The sequence below is a fragment of the Pelosinus sp. UFO1 genome, from assembly GCF_000725345.1.
In the GTDB taxonomy this organism is placed as follows: Bacteria; Bacillota; Negativicutes; order DSM-13327; family DSM-13327; genus Pelosinus.
In genome coordinates this window covers 3,690,007-3,703,884 of the sequence record NZ_CP008852.1, presented here as the reverse complement: position 1 = coordinate 3,703,884, position 13,878 = coordinate 3,690,007, and the positions used below count along the sequence as shown (strand labels likewise).

Annotated in this window: 17 protein-coding genes and 1 riboswitch; of the genes, 13 read left to right on the top strand and 4 right to left on the bottom strand. The window is 37.0% G+C overall.

The genetic code is table 11. The annotated features are described in order from the left end of the window. Positions 1–118: 118 nt before the first annotated feature. Positions 119–583, bottom strand: coding sequence for a MarR family winged helix-turn-helix transcriptional regulator (locus tag UFO1_RS17575; RefSeq protein ID WP_038672971.1), 465 nt, complete (start codon positions 581–583; stop codon positions 119–121). Then, on the bottom strand, positions 576–1,007 hold the full coding sequence (locus UFO1_RS17570) for a hypothetical protein (protein ID WP_038672969.1): 432 nt from the start codon (positions 1,005–1,007) through the stop codon (positions 576–578). Before UFO1_RS17570 ends, UFO1_RS17575 begins: the two co-directional genes overlap by 8 nt. A gap of 234 nt (positions 1,008–1,241) precedes the next feature. Between UFO1_RS17570 and UFO1_RS17565 the strand changes: the two genes are divergently transcribed. The 6 genes from UFO1_RS17565 (at position 1,242) to UFO1_RS17540 (ending at position 5,241) form a co-directional block, all read left to right on the top strand. After that, positions 1,242–2,150: a YafY family protein gene (locus UFO1_RS17565; RefSeq protein ID WP_038672968.1), complete on the top strand. Its 909-nt coding sequence runs from the start codon at positions 1,242–1,244 to the stop codon at positions 2,148–2,150. Positions 2,151–2,248: 98 nt separating this feature from the next. Next, positions 2,249–3,037, top strand: a complete 789-nt coding sequence (locus UFO1_RS17560) for an SDR family oxidoreductase (protein ID WP_038672966.1) — start codon at positions 2,249–2,251, stop codon at positions 3,035–3,037. A gap of 65 nt (positions 3,038–3,102) precedes the next feature. Continuing rightward, positions 3,103–3,441 carry a nuclear transport factor 2 family protein gene (locus tag UFO1_RS17555; protein ID WP_038672963.1) on the top strand — a complete coding sequence of 113 codons (339 nt, stop codon included), beginning with the start codon at positions 3,103–3,105 and terminating at the stop codon, positions 3,439–3,441. Between the two features lie 51 nt (positions 3,442–3,492). Then, positions 3,493–3,789 carry a Dabb family protein gene (locus tag UFO1_RS17550; RefSeq protein ID WP_038672961.1) on the top strand — a complete coding sequence of 99 codons (297 nt, stop codon included), beginning with the start codon at positions 3,493–3,495 and terminating at the stop codon, positions 3,787–3,789. A 273-nt stretch (positions 3,790–4,062) separates the two neighbouring features. Next, positions 4,063–4,491, top strand: coding sequence for an N-acetyltransferase (locus UFO1_RS17545; RefSeq protein ID WP_038672959.1), 429 nt, complete (start codon positions 4,063–4,065; stop codon positions 4,489–4,491). Between the two features lie 141 nt (positions 4,492–4,632). Beyond that, entirely contained in the window at positions 4,633–5,241 is a 609-nt protein-coding gene (locus UFO1_RS17540; protein ID WP_038672957.1) for a hypothetical protein, read from the top strand. A gap of 146 nt (positions 5,242–5,387) precedes the next feature. Here UFO1_RS17540 and UFO1_RS17535 read toward each other — a convergent pair whose 3' ends face one another. Next, positions 5,388–6,575: a GGDEF domain-containing protein gene (locus UFO1_RS17535; protein ID WP_051788991.1), complete on the bottom strand. Its 1,188-nt coding sequence runs from the start codon at positions 6,573–6,575 to the stop codon at positions 5,388–5,390. 687 nt (positions 6,576–7,262) lie between these two features. On the opposite strand from UFO1_RS17535, the gene UFO1_RS17530 reads away from it, so the two are divergent. The 4 genes from UFO1_RS17530 (at position 7,263) to UFO1_RS17515 (ending at position 10,273) form a co-directional block, all read left to right on the top strand. Next, on the top strand, positions 7,263–8,219 hold the full coding sequence (locus UFO1_RS17530; protein ID WP_038672955.1) for a Gfo/Idh/MocA family protein: 957 nt from the start codon (positions 7,263–7,265) through the stop codon (positions 8,217–8,219). A 475-nt stretch (positions 8,220–8,694) separates the two neighbouring features. Next, positions 8,695–9,051 carry a hypothetical protein gene (locus tag UFO1_RS17525; RefSeq protein ID WP_038672954.1) on the top strand — a complete coding sequence of 119 codons (357 nt, stop codon included), beginning with the start codon at positions 8,695–8,697 and terminating at the stop codon, positions 9,049–9,051. A gap of 227 nt (positions 9,052–9,278) precedes the next feature. Beyond that, positions 9,279–9,376: riboswitch (guanidine-I (ykkC/yxkD leader) on the top strand. Positions 9,377–9,488: 112 nt separating this feature from the next. Next, entirely contained in the window at positions 9,489–9,803 is a 315-nt protein-coding gene (locus UFO1_RS17520) for a hypothetical protein (RefSeq protein ID WP_144390895.1), read from the top strand. A 227-nt stretch (positions 9,804–10,030) separates the two neighbouring features. After that, complete coding sequence (locus UFO1_RS17515) at positions 10,031–10,273, top strand: hypothetical protein (protein ID WP_038672950.1); 243 nt, start codon at positions 10,031–10,033, stop codon at positions 10,271–10,273. Between the two features lie 231 nt (positions 10,274–10,504). Here the strand turns inward: UFO1_RS17515 and UFO1_RS17510 are convergent, their stop codons facing one another. Continuing rightward, entirely contained in the window at positions 10,505–11,422 is a 918-nt protein-coding gene (locus UFO1_RS17510; protein ID WP_038672948.1) for a LysR family transcriptional regulator, read from the bottom strand. Positions 11,423–11,733: 311 nt separating this feature from the next. Here UFO1_RS17510 and ttdA point away from each other — a divergent pair, with 311 nt between their 5' ends. The 3 genes from ttdA (at position 11,734) to UFO1_RS17495 (ending at position 13,805) form a co-directional block, all read left to right on the top strand. Beyond that, positions 11,734–12,633 (top strand): L(+)-tartrate dehydratase subunit alpha, encoded by a 900-nt coding sequence (gene ttdA / locus UFO1_RS17505; protein WP_038672946.1) that lies wholly within the window; start codon positions 11,734–11,736, stop codon positions 12,631–12,633. After that, entirely contained in the window at positions 12,630–13,235 is a 606-nt protein-coding gene (gene ttdB / locus UFO1_RS17500) for a L(+)-tartrate dehydratase subunit beta (protein WP_038672944.1), read from the top strand. Before ttdA ends, ttdB begins: the two co-directional genes overlap by 4 nt. A 90-nt stretch (positions 13,236–13,325) precedes the next feature. Further along, positions 13,326–13,805 (top strand): YhcH/YjgK/YiaL family protein, encoded by a 480-nt coding sequence (locus tag UFO1_RS17495; protein WP_038672943.1) that lies wholly within the window; start codon positions 13,326–13,328, stop codon positions 13,803–13,805. The last annotated feature ends 73 nt before the right edge of the window (positions 13,806–13,878 follow it).

Sequence of the window (13,878 nt, the reverse complement as noted above, 5' to 3'; positions counted from 1 at the left end):
CCATAGGTACAGATATGTAATAGATCCATTTATTGAAGTATAGTCAACCACTGCCGTAAGAAGTTGAAAATATGAGAGAAAAAGAGGGGAGTGCTCAAAAAATCCGTCCCTGTGATTCTTAGGAATCATTATCACCGAACCGAAATGAACATAGCTTTTGTAACGAATCCATAAAGCAAGTCGCATCCGATTGGAGAACGCCAAAGTATATGTCATCAATGTTTTCAATTAATGGTAACGCCTGATTGGCTTTTTTTTGACCTGCATCCAGTAACAGGATAATTTTTGCCCTTGTGTCAGTAGGATGTTGTTTTCGTTGAATATATTGTTTCTTTTCGAGCAGTTTCAGTATTTGAGAGGTTGTCATGACATCGATTGCTGAGTGATCGGCAATCATTTTTTGAGTGGGATTTTCACCGCGATTTTGCAAATAAGCTGTAACTGTAAGAATGATAAATTGAGGATGGGTTAGATTGATAGGGCGTAACGCTTTCTGTATTTGGGTATACCAATTATTATAGGCTCTAATGAACAGAAAACCCGGACTTTTCGAGGAATCGTTTTTAAACTTGGAATTAATCATTCTTATTCTCAACCATTTTTTTTATTGTTAGTACTGCCTGTGGTGTATCTGAAAACACTTGGGCTAAAAATAGAATCTCTTCCTCCGTAATTGCAGTCGATTTTTCTAGATTTGCACTTATTTTTACCAACGTGCCATCACCCATGTCTGTAAATTCATGACCGAAACATATCGCGATTCCTGCATCAGGAATTTCAGTTCTATCCCAATACTCTCTTTGAGGGATAACGGAAGTCAGTGTGTAAGGCATTTCTGGTTGATTTTGTAGCTTCATAGTACCAGAAGTACCGGTAGCGAAATCTCCATTTAGTAATATGTATTCCAAGTCTGTTTCCCATTGACGTCGTTTATTTAAGTTGGTATACATTTCCCAGATGGCCTGTGATGTTGCATAAATCTCCGTCTGAAACGTAAATTCAGCCATTTAAATCCACTCCTTTAGTTATTCTATGTATTTATATTATAAGTATACTTACAATCTAAAACAAGTGTTTTAGATGGAATAGATCATTTAATTCTAAGGTAATTAACAAGGATAACAGTACCATCTAAAAGTATGATTGACAGGATCTAGTGGGGCAGAGAACCTGTCCCCTTATTATTCGAATATGACATAAGAATGTCTTATTAAATGATATAATTATTTTGGGTGATGAATATGAAAATAAATCGTTTATTTGAAATAACAATAATCTTACTCAATAAAGGGACGGTTACAGCAAAAGAACTTGCTGATCGTTTTGGAGTTTCGACTAGGACCATTTATAGGGATATTGATGTACTTTCTTCAACTGGGATACCTGTATACATGAATAAGGGAAATAGGGGAGGAATATCACTCTTAGAAAACTATGTTATGAATAGAACGTTTATTTCCGATAAGGAAAGGGAAAGTTTGCTATTGGCCGTTAAAACACTGCAAGCAACTAAATATCCTGAACTTGACATAGTACTTGAAAAATTTGGTGCCATGTTCAAAAACACTCTTAATAATGACTGGGTAGAAATTGACTTTTCACATTGGGGAAGCATACCTAATGAGAAAAATAAGTTTAATGATATCAAGAGAGCTATGCTGGAAAGAAAGGTCATTCATTTTGAATATGTAAACTCAAACGGTCATAGAAGCAGTCGTTTAGCAGAACCTGAAAAACTTATATTCAAGGGAAATTCATGGTATTTAGTTGCCTATTGTAGACAACGTCAAGGTCATAGGACTTTTCGCATTTCTAGGTTGAAAAATCTTGAAGTAAGGTCAGAAGAATTTGTGCCAAAGATATTATCAGGGCAGCAAACAGAAGAAATGAAAGAATTCTCAAAGCCACCGGTTCAGTTAAAACTGCGATTTCAGGCAAAGGTTTTGAATCGACTTTATGATGATTTTGATGATTCGTTTATTACAGAAAATGACGACGGAAGTTTTGACGTAGACATTGCTTTTCCTGAGGATGAATGGGTTTATGGCTACATAATGTCATTTGGCTCCTCTGTTGAGGTATTAAAGCCAGAGCATATTAGGAAAATCATTGCAAATGAGATGAAACAAGCTTTAAAAATGTATGAGTAGTCCATCTTAATATGACATACAGCTGTCTTATTATCGTGTGTATAATTGAAAAAGAGGTAGAATCCTACAATGAAAAAAGGGAAAGAAGGAACATGATAATGGGTAACTCATTTAATGTAAATGAATTTAAAGGCAAGCGAATTTTGGTCACAGGTGGAACGAAAGGTATTGGCGAAGCGATTGTTAAGCGTCTTAAGAATGCTGGGGCAACGGTTATAACTACAGCTCGATCCATTCCTAATGATGCCCCAGTGGCAGACTTGTTCATCCAAGCTGACGTCAGCACCCCTGAAGGAGTAGGGAAGATTTCCAAGGAGGTGCTTGAACGTTTTGGTGGTATAGATATTTTGGTCAATACTGTAGGGGGATCTTCTGTTTCGATTGAGGGAGCTCTGGCAATGAGTGATGATAACTGGCAACAGATTTTTAACACAAATTTATTCTCAGCTGTTCGTCTAGATCGAGCACTGCTGCCTTCGATGTTGGAACAGGGCGCCGGTGTTATCATTCACATTACATCAATCAGGCGACTCTTCCCAGCAACTGAGACTTTGGCCTATTCTGCAGCGAAGGCGGCTTTGACAAATTACAGCAAAGGACTAGCCAACCAGGTCGCGCCTCACGGAGTGCGGGTCAATTCCGTTGCACCTGGTTTCATAGAAACGATGGCTGCAGAGAGACTAATCGAGCGGTTAGCTAAGGATTCGGGCAGCGATTATGACAGTGCCCGGCTGGAAATGATGAATTCCCTAGGAGGTATTCCACTTGGACGTCCAGGTCGTCCCGATGAAGTAGCTGAACTCGTGGCCTTTCTGATATCTGACCGGGCTTCGTATATTACTGGTTGCGAATATATCATCGATGGAGGAACTATTCGTACAATCTGATGGGGGGCAGAGGAACGTACAGGAAATAGTAGCATTAATTACAAAACAAGTAGGAGAGGATAAGTATGTCGATAAAATTACCACAGCTTATTGCGGATTTTGTTCAGGCAAAGAATGATCATAACAGCGATGCAGTAATTGCCTGCTTTGCAAATGATGCCATTGTTCATGATGAAGGACAGGAAATTCGTGGTACGAATGCCATCAAAAAATGGACTGACGCTAGCATTGAAAAATATCAATTCACCCTAGAGGCAACTGCCCTCGTCGAGCGAGACAAAGAAACAGTCCTCACCGCTCAAGTTTCTGGAAACTTCGATGGGAGTCCAGCCTCTCTTGATTTCCACTTCATCATCAATGAAGGCAGGATTAGTATGTTGAGCATCCGACTGACTGGCGATTGATTGTTAAACTTAATAATTACCAGTAACTAATACTAAATAGGAGGCTTTAGAATGATCATAAATAATCTGCTTTTAAAGCTGAAGGATAGGAACAACGACAATATTGTAAAGATGAGGGACATATTGCTGAGTATGCGAGGGAAAATTGAATTTCTCCGTGATTTGAAAGTAGAAGTGGATATACGCCACGGGAAGTCATCCTATGACATTATATTGATTACGGAATTTGCTTCTATGGAAGAGTTTGATGCGTATTTGATTCATCCAGTGCATATCGAAGTATCCAAATATATTGAGGGCGAGTTAGAAGCTGGAGCAGCCGTATGTTATGAATCTCCAAAAGCATAGTTCCATTTTTAAGCAACAGCTAGGGCGGTATACACATGAATCCAGTATTGACAGACAATTAGTAAGTGAAGTAAGAACCATTCTTTTATAAAGCGATAATTGAGGATCATCCCCTGTGTATCATGTAAAATAGTAAACTAGGCCCAATCCTTTTGATGAGATTGGGCCTAGTTTCGTTTTATTTTAATGGTAAATAAGATAGAAATATGGGATACTGATGTCATGCGATAAAAGTACCTATCATCCACATGGTTTATTTTAATAGGAGAATGTATGATTAAAGATTTTGAAAAGAATAAAATAGATGCAGTTATGAAAATATGGTTAGATACTAATATTAATGCTCATCATTTTATTCGAGAAAATTATTGGGTTGATAACTATGATGTTGTAAAAGAGCAATACATGCCCATGGCGAGAACATTCATTTATGAAGAAGATAGTATTATTAAAGGATTTATTAGTATCATTGAAGGTTTTTTTATTGGAGCATTATTTGTTGCGAAAGAGTATCAGGGACAGGAAATTGGCCTAAAACTAATCGATCATTGCAAGGCTTTATATTCAAAATTAGAATTAGCTGTTTATGTTGAAAATATTGACGCAGTCAATTTTTATAAGAGATGTGGTTTTAAAATACAAGTTGAACAAGCTAATAAGGATTCTGGATTTACAGAATATCTAATGGATTGGCAAGAATAGAGTATTTCAAAAGAACCGTCCCTTTGAGTCTTTTGTAAATATAATGATCTAATAGTTATTGGGGGTGTTATCATTAAGTTTTTCTTTTTATATGTCATTCTTAGGCAATTTTCTGAAAATCCGTTTACAGCGCTTGTCTTAATGGTAATTGTTTATGCCATTATCGACAGGCGGTATATTGGTGCTTTACCGGATTTCATTAAACCACTAAGTCGCTGGCGAAAAATAGCAAAACTAAAAAGGGAACTTGAGTTTAGTCCTTCTCCAGGCCATATCCTTTATCAAATAGGTGCACTGCAAGTGGAAAGCGGAAATATGCAAGAAGGACGGCAACACTTGGAAAAAGCGCATGATTTAATACAAGAACATCCTGACATCGAATATTATTTAGGCGTAGCACGTATTAGGATGGGGGAATTAGAACTTGGAAAGGAAGCGCTGGAGAGTGCTCTGAAAATTAATCCGAAGATTCAATACGGATTTCCTTATGTATATCTAATAGAGTATAGCTTGAAAAAAGAAGAACATCGAGAGCAAATTGGTGCATATATGGAAAAAATATTTGAATATGGAAATCCTAAAATCTACTATGAAGTGGGAGTTGTTTTTCATAAAGAGGGATACGTAAAAGAAGCTAGAGAAATGTTTCAAAAAGCGCTAGTGATTTTTAGGAGTAGCCCTTCGTTCTTAAGAAAACAGCAGCGATATTATGCAATTATGTCAAAGATCAGAAGTATTTGGCAGGGATGACGAATGATTTGTTTTTTGATAGGTGCTCTATGGAATTAGCTAGGATAACAGGATCATCTAAAAAGTGTGATTGATAGGATCTAGTGGGACAGGAAACTGTCCCCTTGTCTCATAAAGGGTGGGAAAATAAAAGATGTAAGTAAAGATTATTTACTTACACAATTACGTCCCTTTTTCTTGGCACGATATAGGGCGGTATCGGCGGCTTTCATGACGTTCTCAGTTATTTTATTTTTTTCGCTGCGTTCAGCGGCTCCGATGCTAATTGTTACAAAAAGCTTTTTAGCAGAAGATTTCTTCCCTTTTTTCTCTTTTTGATAAGTAAAAGGAGTTTTCTCTACGGCGGCACGCAGCTCTTCTAGATGCGGCAATGCATCTGCAATTTTAGTGCGTGGGAAAATAATGGTAAACTCTTCTCCGCCATAGCGGAAGGCCTTTCCGCCACCAGTCACTCCTTTGAGTACGGATGCCACTAAGCGCAAGACTTCATCTCCCGTGTCATGCCCATAAGTATCATTAAACTTTTTGAAAAAATCAATATCTAGCATAGCAACAGTGTAATCACCGTGCAGCTTCATAAGTTCTTCTTTAAGCGCACGACGCGCAGGCAAACCTGTTAGTTCATCCAGATAGGCCATGGAATAGGAATCCTGAATAACTGCTGTAAGCAGCATGAGGCCGGCAGCACAAAAGAAAATTGGTACTGCCATTACATTGGTCTTGAGTTGCAGTCCTATCAAAGCAGCAAAAAGTACTGCGATGAAAGCATTATTTAGATTAGAGGGCTGTGTTAACTGTTTTTTAACTAGCCACAGTAGTGTAATACCAGCGGCCAACAATGCAGGTTGCGGAATCGTAACTCTTGCCAAGTCCAGCGAAACCAACCGTTGAGTGAATAGCTTGAGCAAATCACTATCCTTTGTTATAACTGCCGCAGCAATAAAAAATAGTTCGAGAAAAATAAGACCGAACCGTAGCAAGCCCCAGGTATTGAAAATACCGCGCTCCTTTATCGAAGAGAAGATTAAAATATTAACTGGGATAACCATACAGACAATCGAAAAAATTGAGGCTTTATAAAAAGGAAGTCCAACGATTTCCGCCGCAGTGTTACTTAAGGCCCAGTCAGATAGAGCAAATGTAACCAACAAAAAAAACACACGACTGCGATTAAACCACCAGCTAAACAACATACCGACCAAAAATAAAGCATACGAAACATTATAGAGGTTTGTACTAAGCATAGTATCTATCGTCAACTCGGAAAAAAGAAGGCTGGTTAGTGCTAATAGACCAAAGGGAACGGTTTTAATTATGGCTGTAATATTTATCATTGAATGAATTAATTCCTTTCATGTTCCTCTACTTGATTTTCTATATTATATCAATTACGACATTTTTTGTCATTCATCTACATGGTCTTATCTCGACTTCACCCAACTAGAGGAGTCATAGGGACACTGTACACTATAAAGTTACGCATAATGCCTCCGATTGTGTGGTCATTAATTTCTATAAGCTTACAAGGCTATTTGGATCTATAGTTTAGAATAAATTATTTTGTAGTTAATTACCTCTACTGAAAGATATATATTTATAACACAAGGAGAAAGAAAAGAGACAATGTTACTCTTTTGTCTTGCTAATGAGCCATAGTAGACTCTGAATCAAAAAGAACCGTCCCCTCGATTTTTCCTTGTTGGTGAAAGTCTATACAATTAAGATCTGAAAAAGGCCTTTTTGCCACGACAGTTGAGAGGGATTTTTTAATGACGATTGTGATATGATTGGTAGTTACGTTTTCCTTAATGTAAAAAAAACTTAAAATAGTTAGAACTAATTTTCGACAGTTTACCATTTAGTAATATTTTGTCTAAAAAATCTATAACGATCAAACTCCTGCAAGTATCGTAGTCTTGCAGGAGTTTTGTATTTTAATGGTAAATAGGAATAATATAAAAGAACATATAAATCTATTGGATTTTCAAAATTGGCGGGACGTGACTCGGAGGGAGAAACATATGAAGAAGATAAAATGGGCGATATTAGGGCCGGGAGCCATTGCATCAGACTTTGCAAAAGCTATTATTGAAGTTAATGGAAGTATATATGCTGTCGGATCAAGATCTTTAAAAAAATCACAAGAATTTGCAAGCCACTATCATATTGAAAGAGCTTATGGTAGCTATGAAGAAATGTTAAAAGATGATGAAATTGATGTAGTTTATATATCTACTCCTCATAGTAATCATTATGAATATATAATGGAGAGTCTTAACAATAATAAACATGTATTATGCGAAAAAGCAATCACTATAAATGGTACGCAATTAAAAGAAGTAGCTAATTTAGCAAAGCAGAAGAATCTAATAATGGCAGAGGCCATGACTATTTATCATATGCCATTATATAAAAAGTTACGTCATATGATTCATTCGGGGAAAATTGGAAAACTTAAAATGATTCAGGTATCTTTTGGAAGCTGTAAAGAATATGATGTTACCAATCGTTTTTTTAGCAAAGAATTAGCAGGAGGAGCTCTTCTTGATATTGGGACATATGCTATTTCTTTTTCTAGATATTTTTTCTCTAACCAGCCTAATGAAATTCTAACTACGATGAAAAAGTTCGAAACCGGTGTAGATGAACAATCTGGAATAGTGCTCAAAAATTCTATGGATGAAATGGCTGTAATTTCTTTAACCATGAGAGCAAAAATGCCCAAGAGAGGTGTTATTTCCGGGGAATTAGGATTTATTACGGTAGATAATTTCCCAAGAGCCTCGACAGCTACTATAAACTACTTGGATGGAAGAGTGGAAGAGGTAGAAGCTGGTGAAACTTCAAAAGCATTACTCTATGAAGTTGAAGCGATGAATCACTATATTTTACATAAGAATAATGAAAATACATTGGATTTATCGATTGATGTAATGAATACAATGGATGAAGTTAGAAAACAATGGGGAAGGATATAACCATACATGAGACAAGAAGATGGGAATGACCCAAAAGAACCGTCCCTTTGATTCGCGGATCGCCTCCACCAATTAAATCCGGAAATGAATTGAACCCGCGAATTTCGCGGGTTTTTTGCTGTAATTTTTTAAAACAGGCAGCTCTGCCAAATAAATGGTTTAATTTAACGCTTAAGAAAATCAAACATTTATATGTTTAAAAGCAGGAATATTTCGAAAAATGTAGAAATAACAATAATAATAAGGAATGAGGATCATTCTATTTTGGAATAAGGAGGGGTAGTATAAAAGTAAAAATAGTTAAGTCATACACGGAAATTAATTGCAAGTTATTCAAGATAGACCTTATACTAAGTCTTATCCGCTCATGGTTACTTTTATAGAATGTAACATCTTTGTTTGTTACATGTTTTAGATTAAGCAATTTTACTTGGCCAATAATCAATAATAAATAATAAAATGGAGGAAATATACCATGGATCATTTAACCAATATTGTGAACATTTTAACATCAACATATTGCTGCTGGCAGGAAAAAAGAGAACAGGATGAAGTAATGGAGTACTTAAATAAGTACTTATATTTACCACATTGTGAAAATTTTATTATGAATAGTGTGCGTAATTTAAAAAATGGCAATACAGAAGAACTAAAGAAAATTGGCCAAGAATTCGTTAAACATGGGGAACTGGAGTTAGCTAGTAAAGTCAATACTCTTGTTAATGGGGAAGTTAGCATATCAGAAGAATTATATACAGCTGTAGAATCTTATTTAAATAGCAGTCTCTTCCATAAGGAAGTAGAGACTCACTTGGCAAATTCGATTCATTAGAATGATATATATAACAAATTGAAAATTGAGCTATATTCATAAAATACTATTTGTTGATTTTAACAAATAGTATTTTTATTTTTGAGGTATTTAAAATGGGGAGAATAGAAATATGGGATATTGTTTTTCAAAGAAAAGCTTATGAACCGGCCCTTTGTTTCTTCAGGGCTACAATGATGGATAATGTGATATAATATAGTTGTGGTTTCTGTTGCGAAGTGAATATGAGAAAAGCTTTCTAGGGTTCCGTGGCAACAATGCCAGTCTGGTCCGAGAGAAAGCGCACAGTAAGCTGTGTACACGGAAGGATAAAAGCCTGGGAGTACTTTATGCACTTCTCAAGGCTTTTTTTTGTATTCATAGATAGGGGAAGATGTACGAAAGCTTTTAGGAAGTCTATGAATGCTCATATTTGTGGAAATTGGGGAGTGAATTACATGTATAACTTAATCATGGAAAACAAATGGGCTATTTTAATCATCTTGGAGTTTTTTGCTTGGTCTGCAACAATCTTCATCTTCTATGCAAGATACAAAATGCAATCGCAGTTTTGGTTAAAAGTAGCATCAGCAATACTAGTACTTACGGGTGTTATTCCGCAAGTGCTCTTGGGTGTAGTAAATTTTGTTGTAACAGAAGAAATTGATTTGTTTACCCTCGTTATTGTGTTGCTGATTGTCTACGGATTGACCATCGGTAAAAAGCACATTCAAAAGCTGGATTCTTGGGCTCAAAAGAAATTTTCAAGGTAACTGCCAGCAAGAGTCAGGTGGCGGTTCTTTGACTCGTTTAAGATTTAGTGACAGAAAAGATTGTGTTTCTATATTGATGATATGAGACAAAAAGGTGGGAGTAACTCAAAAGAACCGTCCCCTTGAGTCCTGTTTAACTGGAAATCTTTGATTGCATACAGAGATTGTTATTGCCGCACAATAACAGAGTAGTAGCCTTCGAAAAATTTACAAGGAGATGCTCTTATATGGATTTTATACCTACGTCTACCATTGTTAGTGATAACGATACTGGAGTAACACTACTTAATGACGAGGATATGTCGCTATCTTTACCTGACCATGATGAAATTCAAGCACTTAAGGGTTCTACGATTTCAATTGCTAATAAAGAATACACAATAGTAGAAGCTACTACCGAACCAAAGTTTAACGACGATTGTGATATAATTGGTATTTACGTTTTCCTTAATGTAGAGAAAAAAACGTAAGTCTTTAAAAGTGCACCGAAATAGAATAATCATAGAGATACGGAGGTGCTGCAAAGGCTGCTGCCCTTTTTTTCTTCCGATTCTCGCAGAGTAAAAGAAGCTGTTACTGATTGACTTTCGTCAAGGTAAAAGCTTCTTTTTTCTTTAGCTTTGACGCTTACTATTAAATCATAAAAAAATAACTTCTGACGAAGTGTTTTGTAGAACCATAGCTAATAATGTTGAGTATTTTTATTTATGTATTTCTTTCATCAAAGATATAAATAGACGGGCAGCTTTAGATAAATATCTTTCTTTCCGATAAGCTATGACAACTGTTCTCGGATTTATTGGTTCTTCTATTGAAAAATAACAAGGATGTTCGGACATATGCCTAAGTCTAACTAATGTATCAGGGAGTAGAGTCGCCCCGAGTCCAGCGACAACTAAAGCTTGTGCTGCTTCCATGCTTTGACTTTCAAGAATGATTTTCGGTTTAAATCCAGCTTGTGCGCAAAGATCCAGTAAAGTGTGATGCAGCCTTTGTCCATGTTTCATCAGAATAAATGGTACTTCCTTTAGTTGAGAAATTTTTATTGTTGGCCAGGGAGGCTGATTAGAATTACTTCCCTTATTTTGTTTGCTTAAAGGATGCTCGGGTGATAAAGCAACTAAAAGTTCCTCTGTCAAAATTGGTTCATATGCAAAAATATCTTCTGCTAGTGGTAGAAGTACGATTGAAAAGTCAGTGGTGCCATTCAAGGCGAATTCTTCCAACTCTGCAGTAGTGCCCTCCGCTAAAACAATTTCAATACCTGGAAATTGTTTTTGAAAAATAGGCAGCACTTGCGGCAGGAGATAAGTACTTCTAAAAGGGGAGCTTCCTATGGTAATACGACCTGTTTTCAAATCCGCAATATCATCCATTTGCTGAATAAGCTGATCGTTTAAAGCTAAAATTTGTTTAGCAGTATCAATATATCGTTCACCAGCAAAAGTAAGACGCAAGGGCGTAACCGCCCTATCAAACAATAAGACACCTAATTGTTTTTCTAGCCGTTGAATACATTGGCTTAAAGAGGGTTGGGCAATATATAACTTCTTAGCAGCTTGAGAAAAACTTCGTTCCTCCGCTACTTTTAGTACATATCTCATTTGACGATATTCCATATTGTACTCCTTTTACTTACAATGATATAGTTTTTAAACTATATGATATATAGATAATTTGATATTAGACCTATTTAACATTGTATAATAGAATACTATTAAAAGCAAACAATGACTGAATATATTGAAAATGCTGATTTCTAAAAAAAAGGATGCTCCTATTTTCTTAAAATGTTGGACTCATGGATTTGTATTGCTGGTAAGCAATCGGTGAGGTGCTTAGGTTTTATTTTATTCGTGTGGCTTGGCATTGGGTTAATACAGTAGAAAGTACTTGATTTGTAGTAAAAATGATACGAGGGGGTTATTACATGAACAAAGAAGAAAAAATACAGGCGATGACAGATATTATGACCAAATTTACGGGTTATATGGGCAAACATCTACCTGATGACGTCACAGCTAAGCTAAAAGAGTTACGCGAGCAGGAAGATACCTATCTGGCAAAGGTAGTGTATGATTCAATGACTGAAAATCAGGAATTGGCTACTAAGTTGAATCGTCCGTGTTGCCAAGACACCGGAGTTGTTCAGTATTTTGTCAAGGTTGGTTCAGAATTCCCGCTCTTAGCCGAGGTGCAAGATATTCTGCGCACAGCAGCTCTACAAGCCACGAAGGAAGCGCCGTTGCGTCATAACGCCGTACAGATTTTCGAAGAGAAAAATACTGGCACTAATACGGGTGAGCGTATTCCTTGGATAAATTGGGAAATCATTCCGAATGAAAAAGGGATCAACATCGAAGTATATATGGCTGGCGGCGGTTGCAGTCTGCCAGGACAGGGGAAAACTCTGATGCCTGCAGCAGGGTATGAGGGAGTTGTAGAGTTTGTTTTTGATGTAATGACTTCCTATGGAATCAACGCATGCCCACCATTGTTGGTAGGGATAGGGATTGGCGGTTCCATTGATGTGGCGGCAGAACTTTCGAAAAAGGCACTGTTTCGTCCACTAGGAGTACGTCATTCTAATTCGCGGGGCGCAGAGATGGAGCGATTGCTGGAGAAAGGTCTCAATGATTTAGGGCTTGGGCCACAAGGGCTATCTGGCAAAAATTCCGTCATGGGCGTTCATGTTGAATCGGCTGCTCGCCATCCATCGACCATCAGCGTAGCTGTATCCATAGGATGCTGGGCTCATAGAAAAGGGAATATTCAAATCAATGAAGATATGACTTATGAAATTACTTCACACAGGGGGGTAACACTGTGAAAAAAGTTTTAACAACACCAATTCAGAATGAAGACCTTGAGCAATTGACAGCGGGAGACGTTGTATACCTAAATGGATATTTAGTTACTTGCCGTGATGTGCCTCATCGCCGCCTTATCGAGTTAGGACAGAAACTGCCAGTTGATTTGGCAGGATTAGCAATTTTCCATGCTGGACCGATTGTTGTCAAAGACGGTGATGGTTGGAAAATGATTTCCATTGGGCCTACCACCAGCATGCGGATGGAGAAGTTTGAAAAGGAATTTATCGCAGAGACTGGGGTAAAACTAATCGTCGGTAAAGGTGGCATGGGTCCGAATACAGTGGAAGGGTGCCAAACTCACAAAGCAGTTCACGCAGTGTTCCCTGGTGGCTGTGCGGTACTGGCTGCTACCGAAGTTGAGGAAATTGAGAGAGTTGAATGGTTGGAACTTGGAATGCCTGAGGCGCTTTGGGTATGTAGAGTGAAAGAATTTGGTCCGCTTATTATTTCCATTGATACCAAAGGAAACAATCTCTTTGAAACGAATAAGGCAATATTCAACGAGAAGAAAGTACCAATTGTTAAAGATATTTGTAGTCAAGTTAAGTTTATTAAATAGTTAAAGTAGTAAAAATAGAAGGAGTTTGCGGGAAAGGTTCCTGCAAACTTCCTTTATTAGAAACCATATTGAAAGAGTAGATATAAAACAATGATTATAGGAAATTTGCTAAACATAAAAGAGGAGATAGGTTTATATCCCTCTGGAATACAGGCTGGTCTTAAATTTCTCTTAGAAACAGATCTTTTCTCCTTGTCATTAGGGGAACACGAAATCCAAGGCAAGCAAATTTATGCGAAAATTACAGAATATGAAACTGAGCCTAAAGAGCAACGTAGACCAGAAAGTCATGAGAAGTATATAGATATCCAATATATTTGTTCAGGAGAAGAAATGATAACCTCAGCTCCGATAGCAGGAATTGGTGAAATCGATGAAGATTGTTTGCGTGAGCGAGATATATTATTTTATAAGAATGTTGCTGCAGAAACTCAGGTTATTCTCACACAAGGAATGTTTGCAGTATTTTTTCCATGGGACGTTCATCGTGCTAATTGTAATGCTAGTGAACAACCTAATAAAATAAAGAAAATTTTATTAAAAATAAGCATGGATGTACTTAACTCTTAGGTGTAAGTCAGAGGAATTTTTGGGAGAAAAACCTGCAAACTCGTTTTTAAATAATGAAGAAAGGGTAGTGTAG

What these genes read in the sequence shown, in the direction of transcription:
- UFO1_RS17575 (WP_038672971.1), bottom strand. Translation starts at nt 583, where the DNA reads ATGATTAATTCCAAGTTTAAAAACGATTCCTCGAAAAGTCCGGGTTTT.
- UFO1_RS17570 (WP_038672969.1), bottom strand. Translation starts at nt 1,007, where the DNA reads ATGGCTGAATTTACGTTTCAGACGGAGATTTATGCAACATCACAGGCC.
- UFO1_RS17565 (WP_038672968.1), top strand. Translation starts at nt 1,242, where the DNA reads ATGAAAATAAATCGTTTATTTGAAATAACAATAATCTTACTCAATAAA.
- UFO1_RS17560 (WP_038672966.1), top strand. Translation starts at nt 2,249, where the DNA reads ATGGGTAACTCATTTAATGTAAATGAATTTAAAGGCAAGCGAATTTTG.
- UFO1_RS17555 (WP_038672963.1), top strand. Translation starts at nt 3,103, where the DNA reads ATGTCGATAAAATTACCACAGCTTATTGCGGATTTTGTTCAGGCAAAG.
- UFO1_RS17550 (WP_038672961.1), top strand. Translation starts at nt 3,493, where the DNA reads ATGATCATAAATAATCTGCTTTTAAAGCTGAAGGATAGGAACAACGAC.
- UFO1_RS17545 (WP_038672959.1), top strand. Translation starts at nt 4,063, where the DNA reads ATGATTAAAGATTTTGAAAAGAATAAAATAGATGCAGTTATGAAAATA.
- UFO1_RS17540 (WP_038672957.1), top strand. Translation starts at nt 4,633, where the DNA reads ATGGTAATTGTTTATGCCATTATCGACAGGCGGTATATTGGTGCTTTA.
- UFO1_RS17535 (WP_051788991.1), bottom strand. Translation starts at nt 6,575, where the DNA reads ATGATAAATATTACAGCCATAATTAAAACCGTTCCCTTTGGTCTATTA.
- UFO1_RS17530 (WP_038672955.1), top strand. Translation starts at nt 7,263, where the DNA reads ATGAAGAAGATAAAATGGGCGATATTAGGGCCGGGAGCCATTGCATCA.
- UFO1_RS17525 (WP_038672954.1), top strand. Translation starts at nt 8,695, where the DNA reads ATGGATCATTTAACCAATATTGTGAACATTTTAACATCAACATATTGC.
- UFO1_RS17520 (WP_144390895.1), top strand. Translation starts at nt 9,489, where the DNA reads ATGTATAACTTAATCATGGAAAACAAATGGGCTATTTTAATCATCTTG.
- UFO1_RS17515 (WP_038672950.1), top strand. Translation starts at nt 10,031, where the DNA reads ATGGATTTTATACCTACGTCTACCATTGTTAGTGATAACGATACTGGA.
- UFO1_RS17510 (WP_038672948.1), bottom strand. Translation starts at nt 11,422, where the DNA reads ATGGAATATCGTCAAATGAGATATGTACTAAAAGTAGCGGAGGAACGA.
- ttdA (WP_038672946.1), top strand. Translation starts at nt 11,734, where the DNA reads ATGAACAAAGAAGAAAAAATACAGGCGATGACAGATATTATGACCAAA.
- UFO1_RS17495 (WP_038672943.1), top strand. Translation starts at nt 13,326, where the DNA reads ATGATTATAGGAAATTTGCTAAACATAAAAGAGGAGATAGGTTTATAT.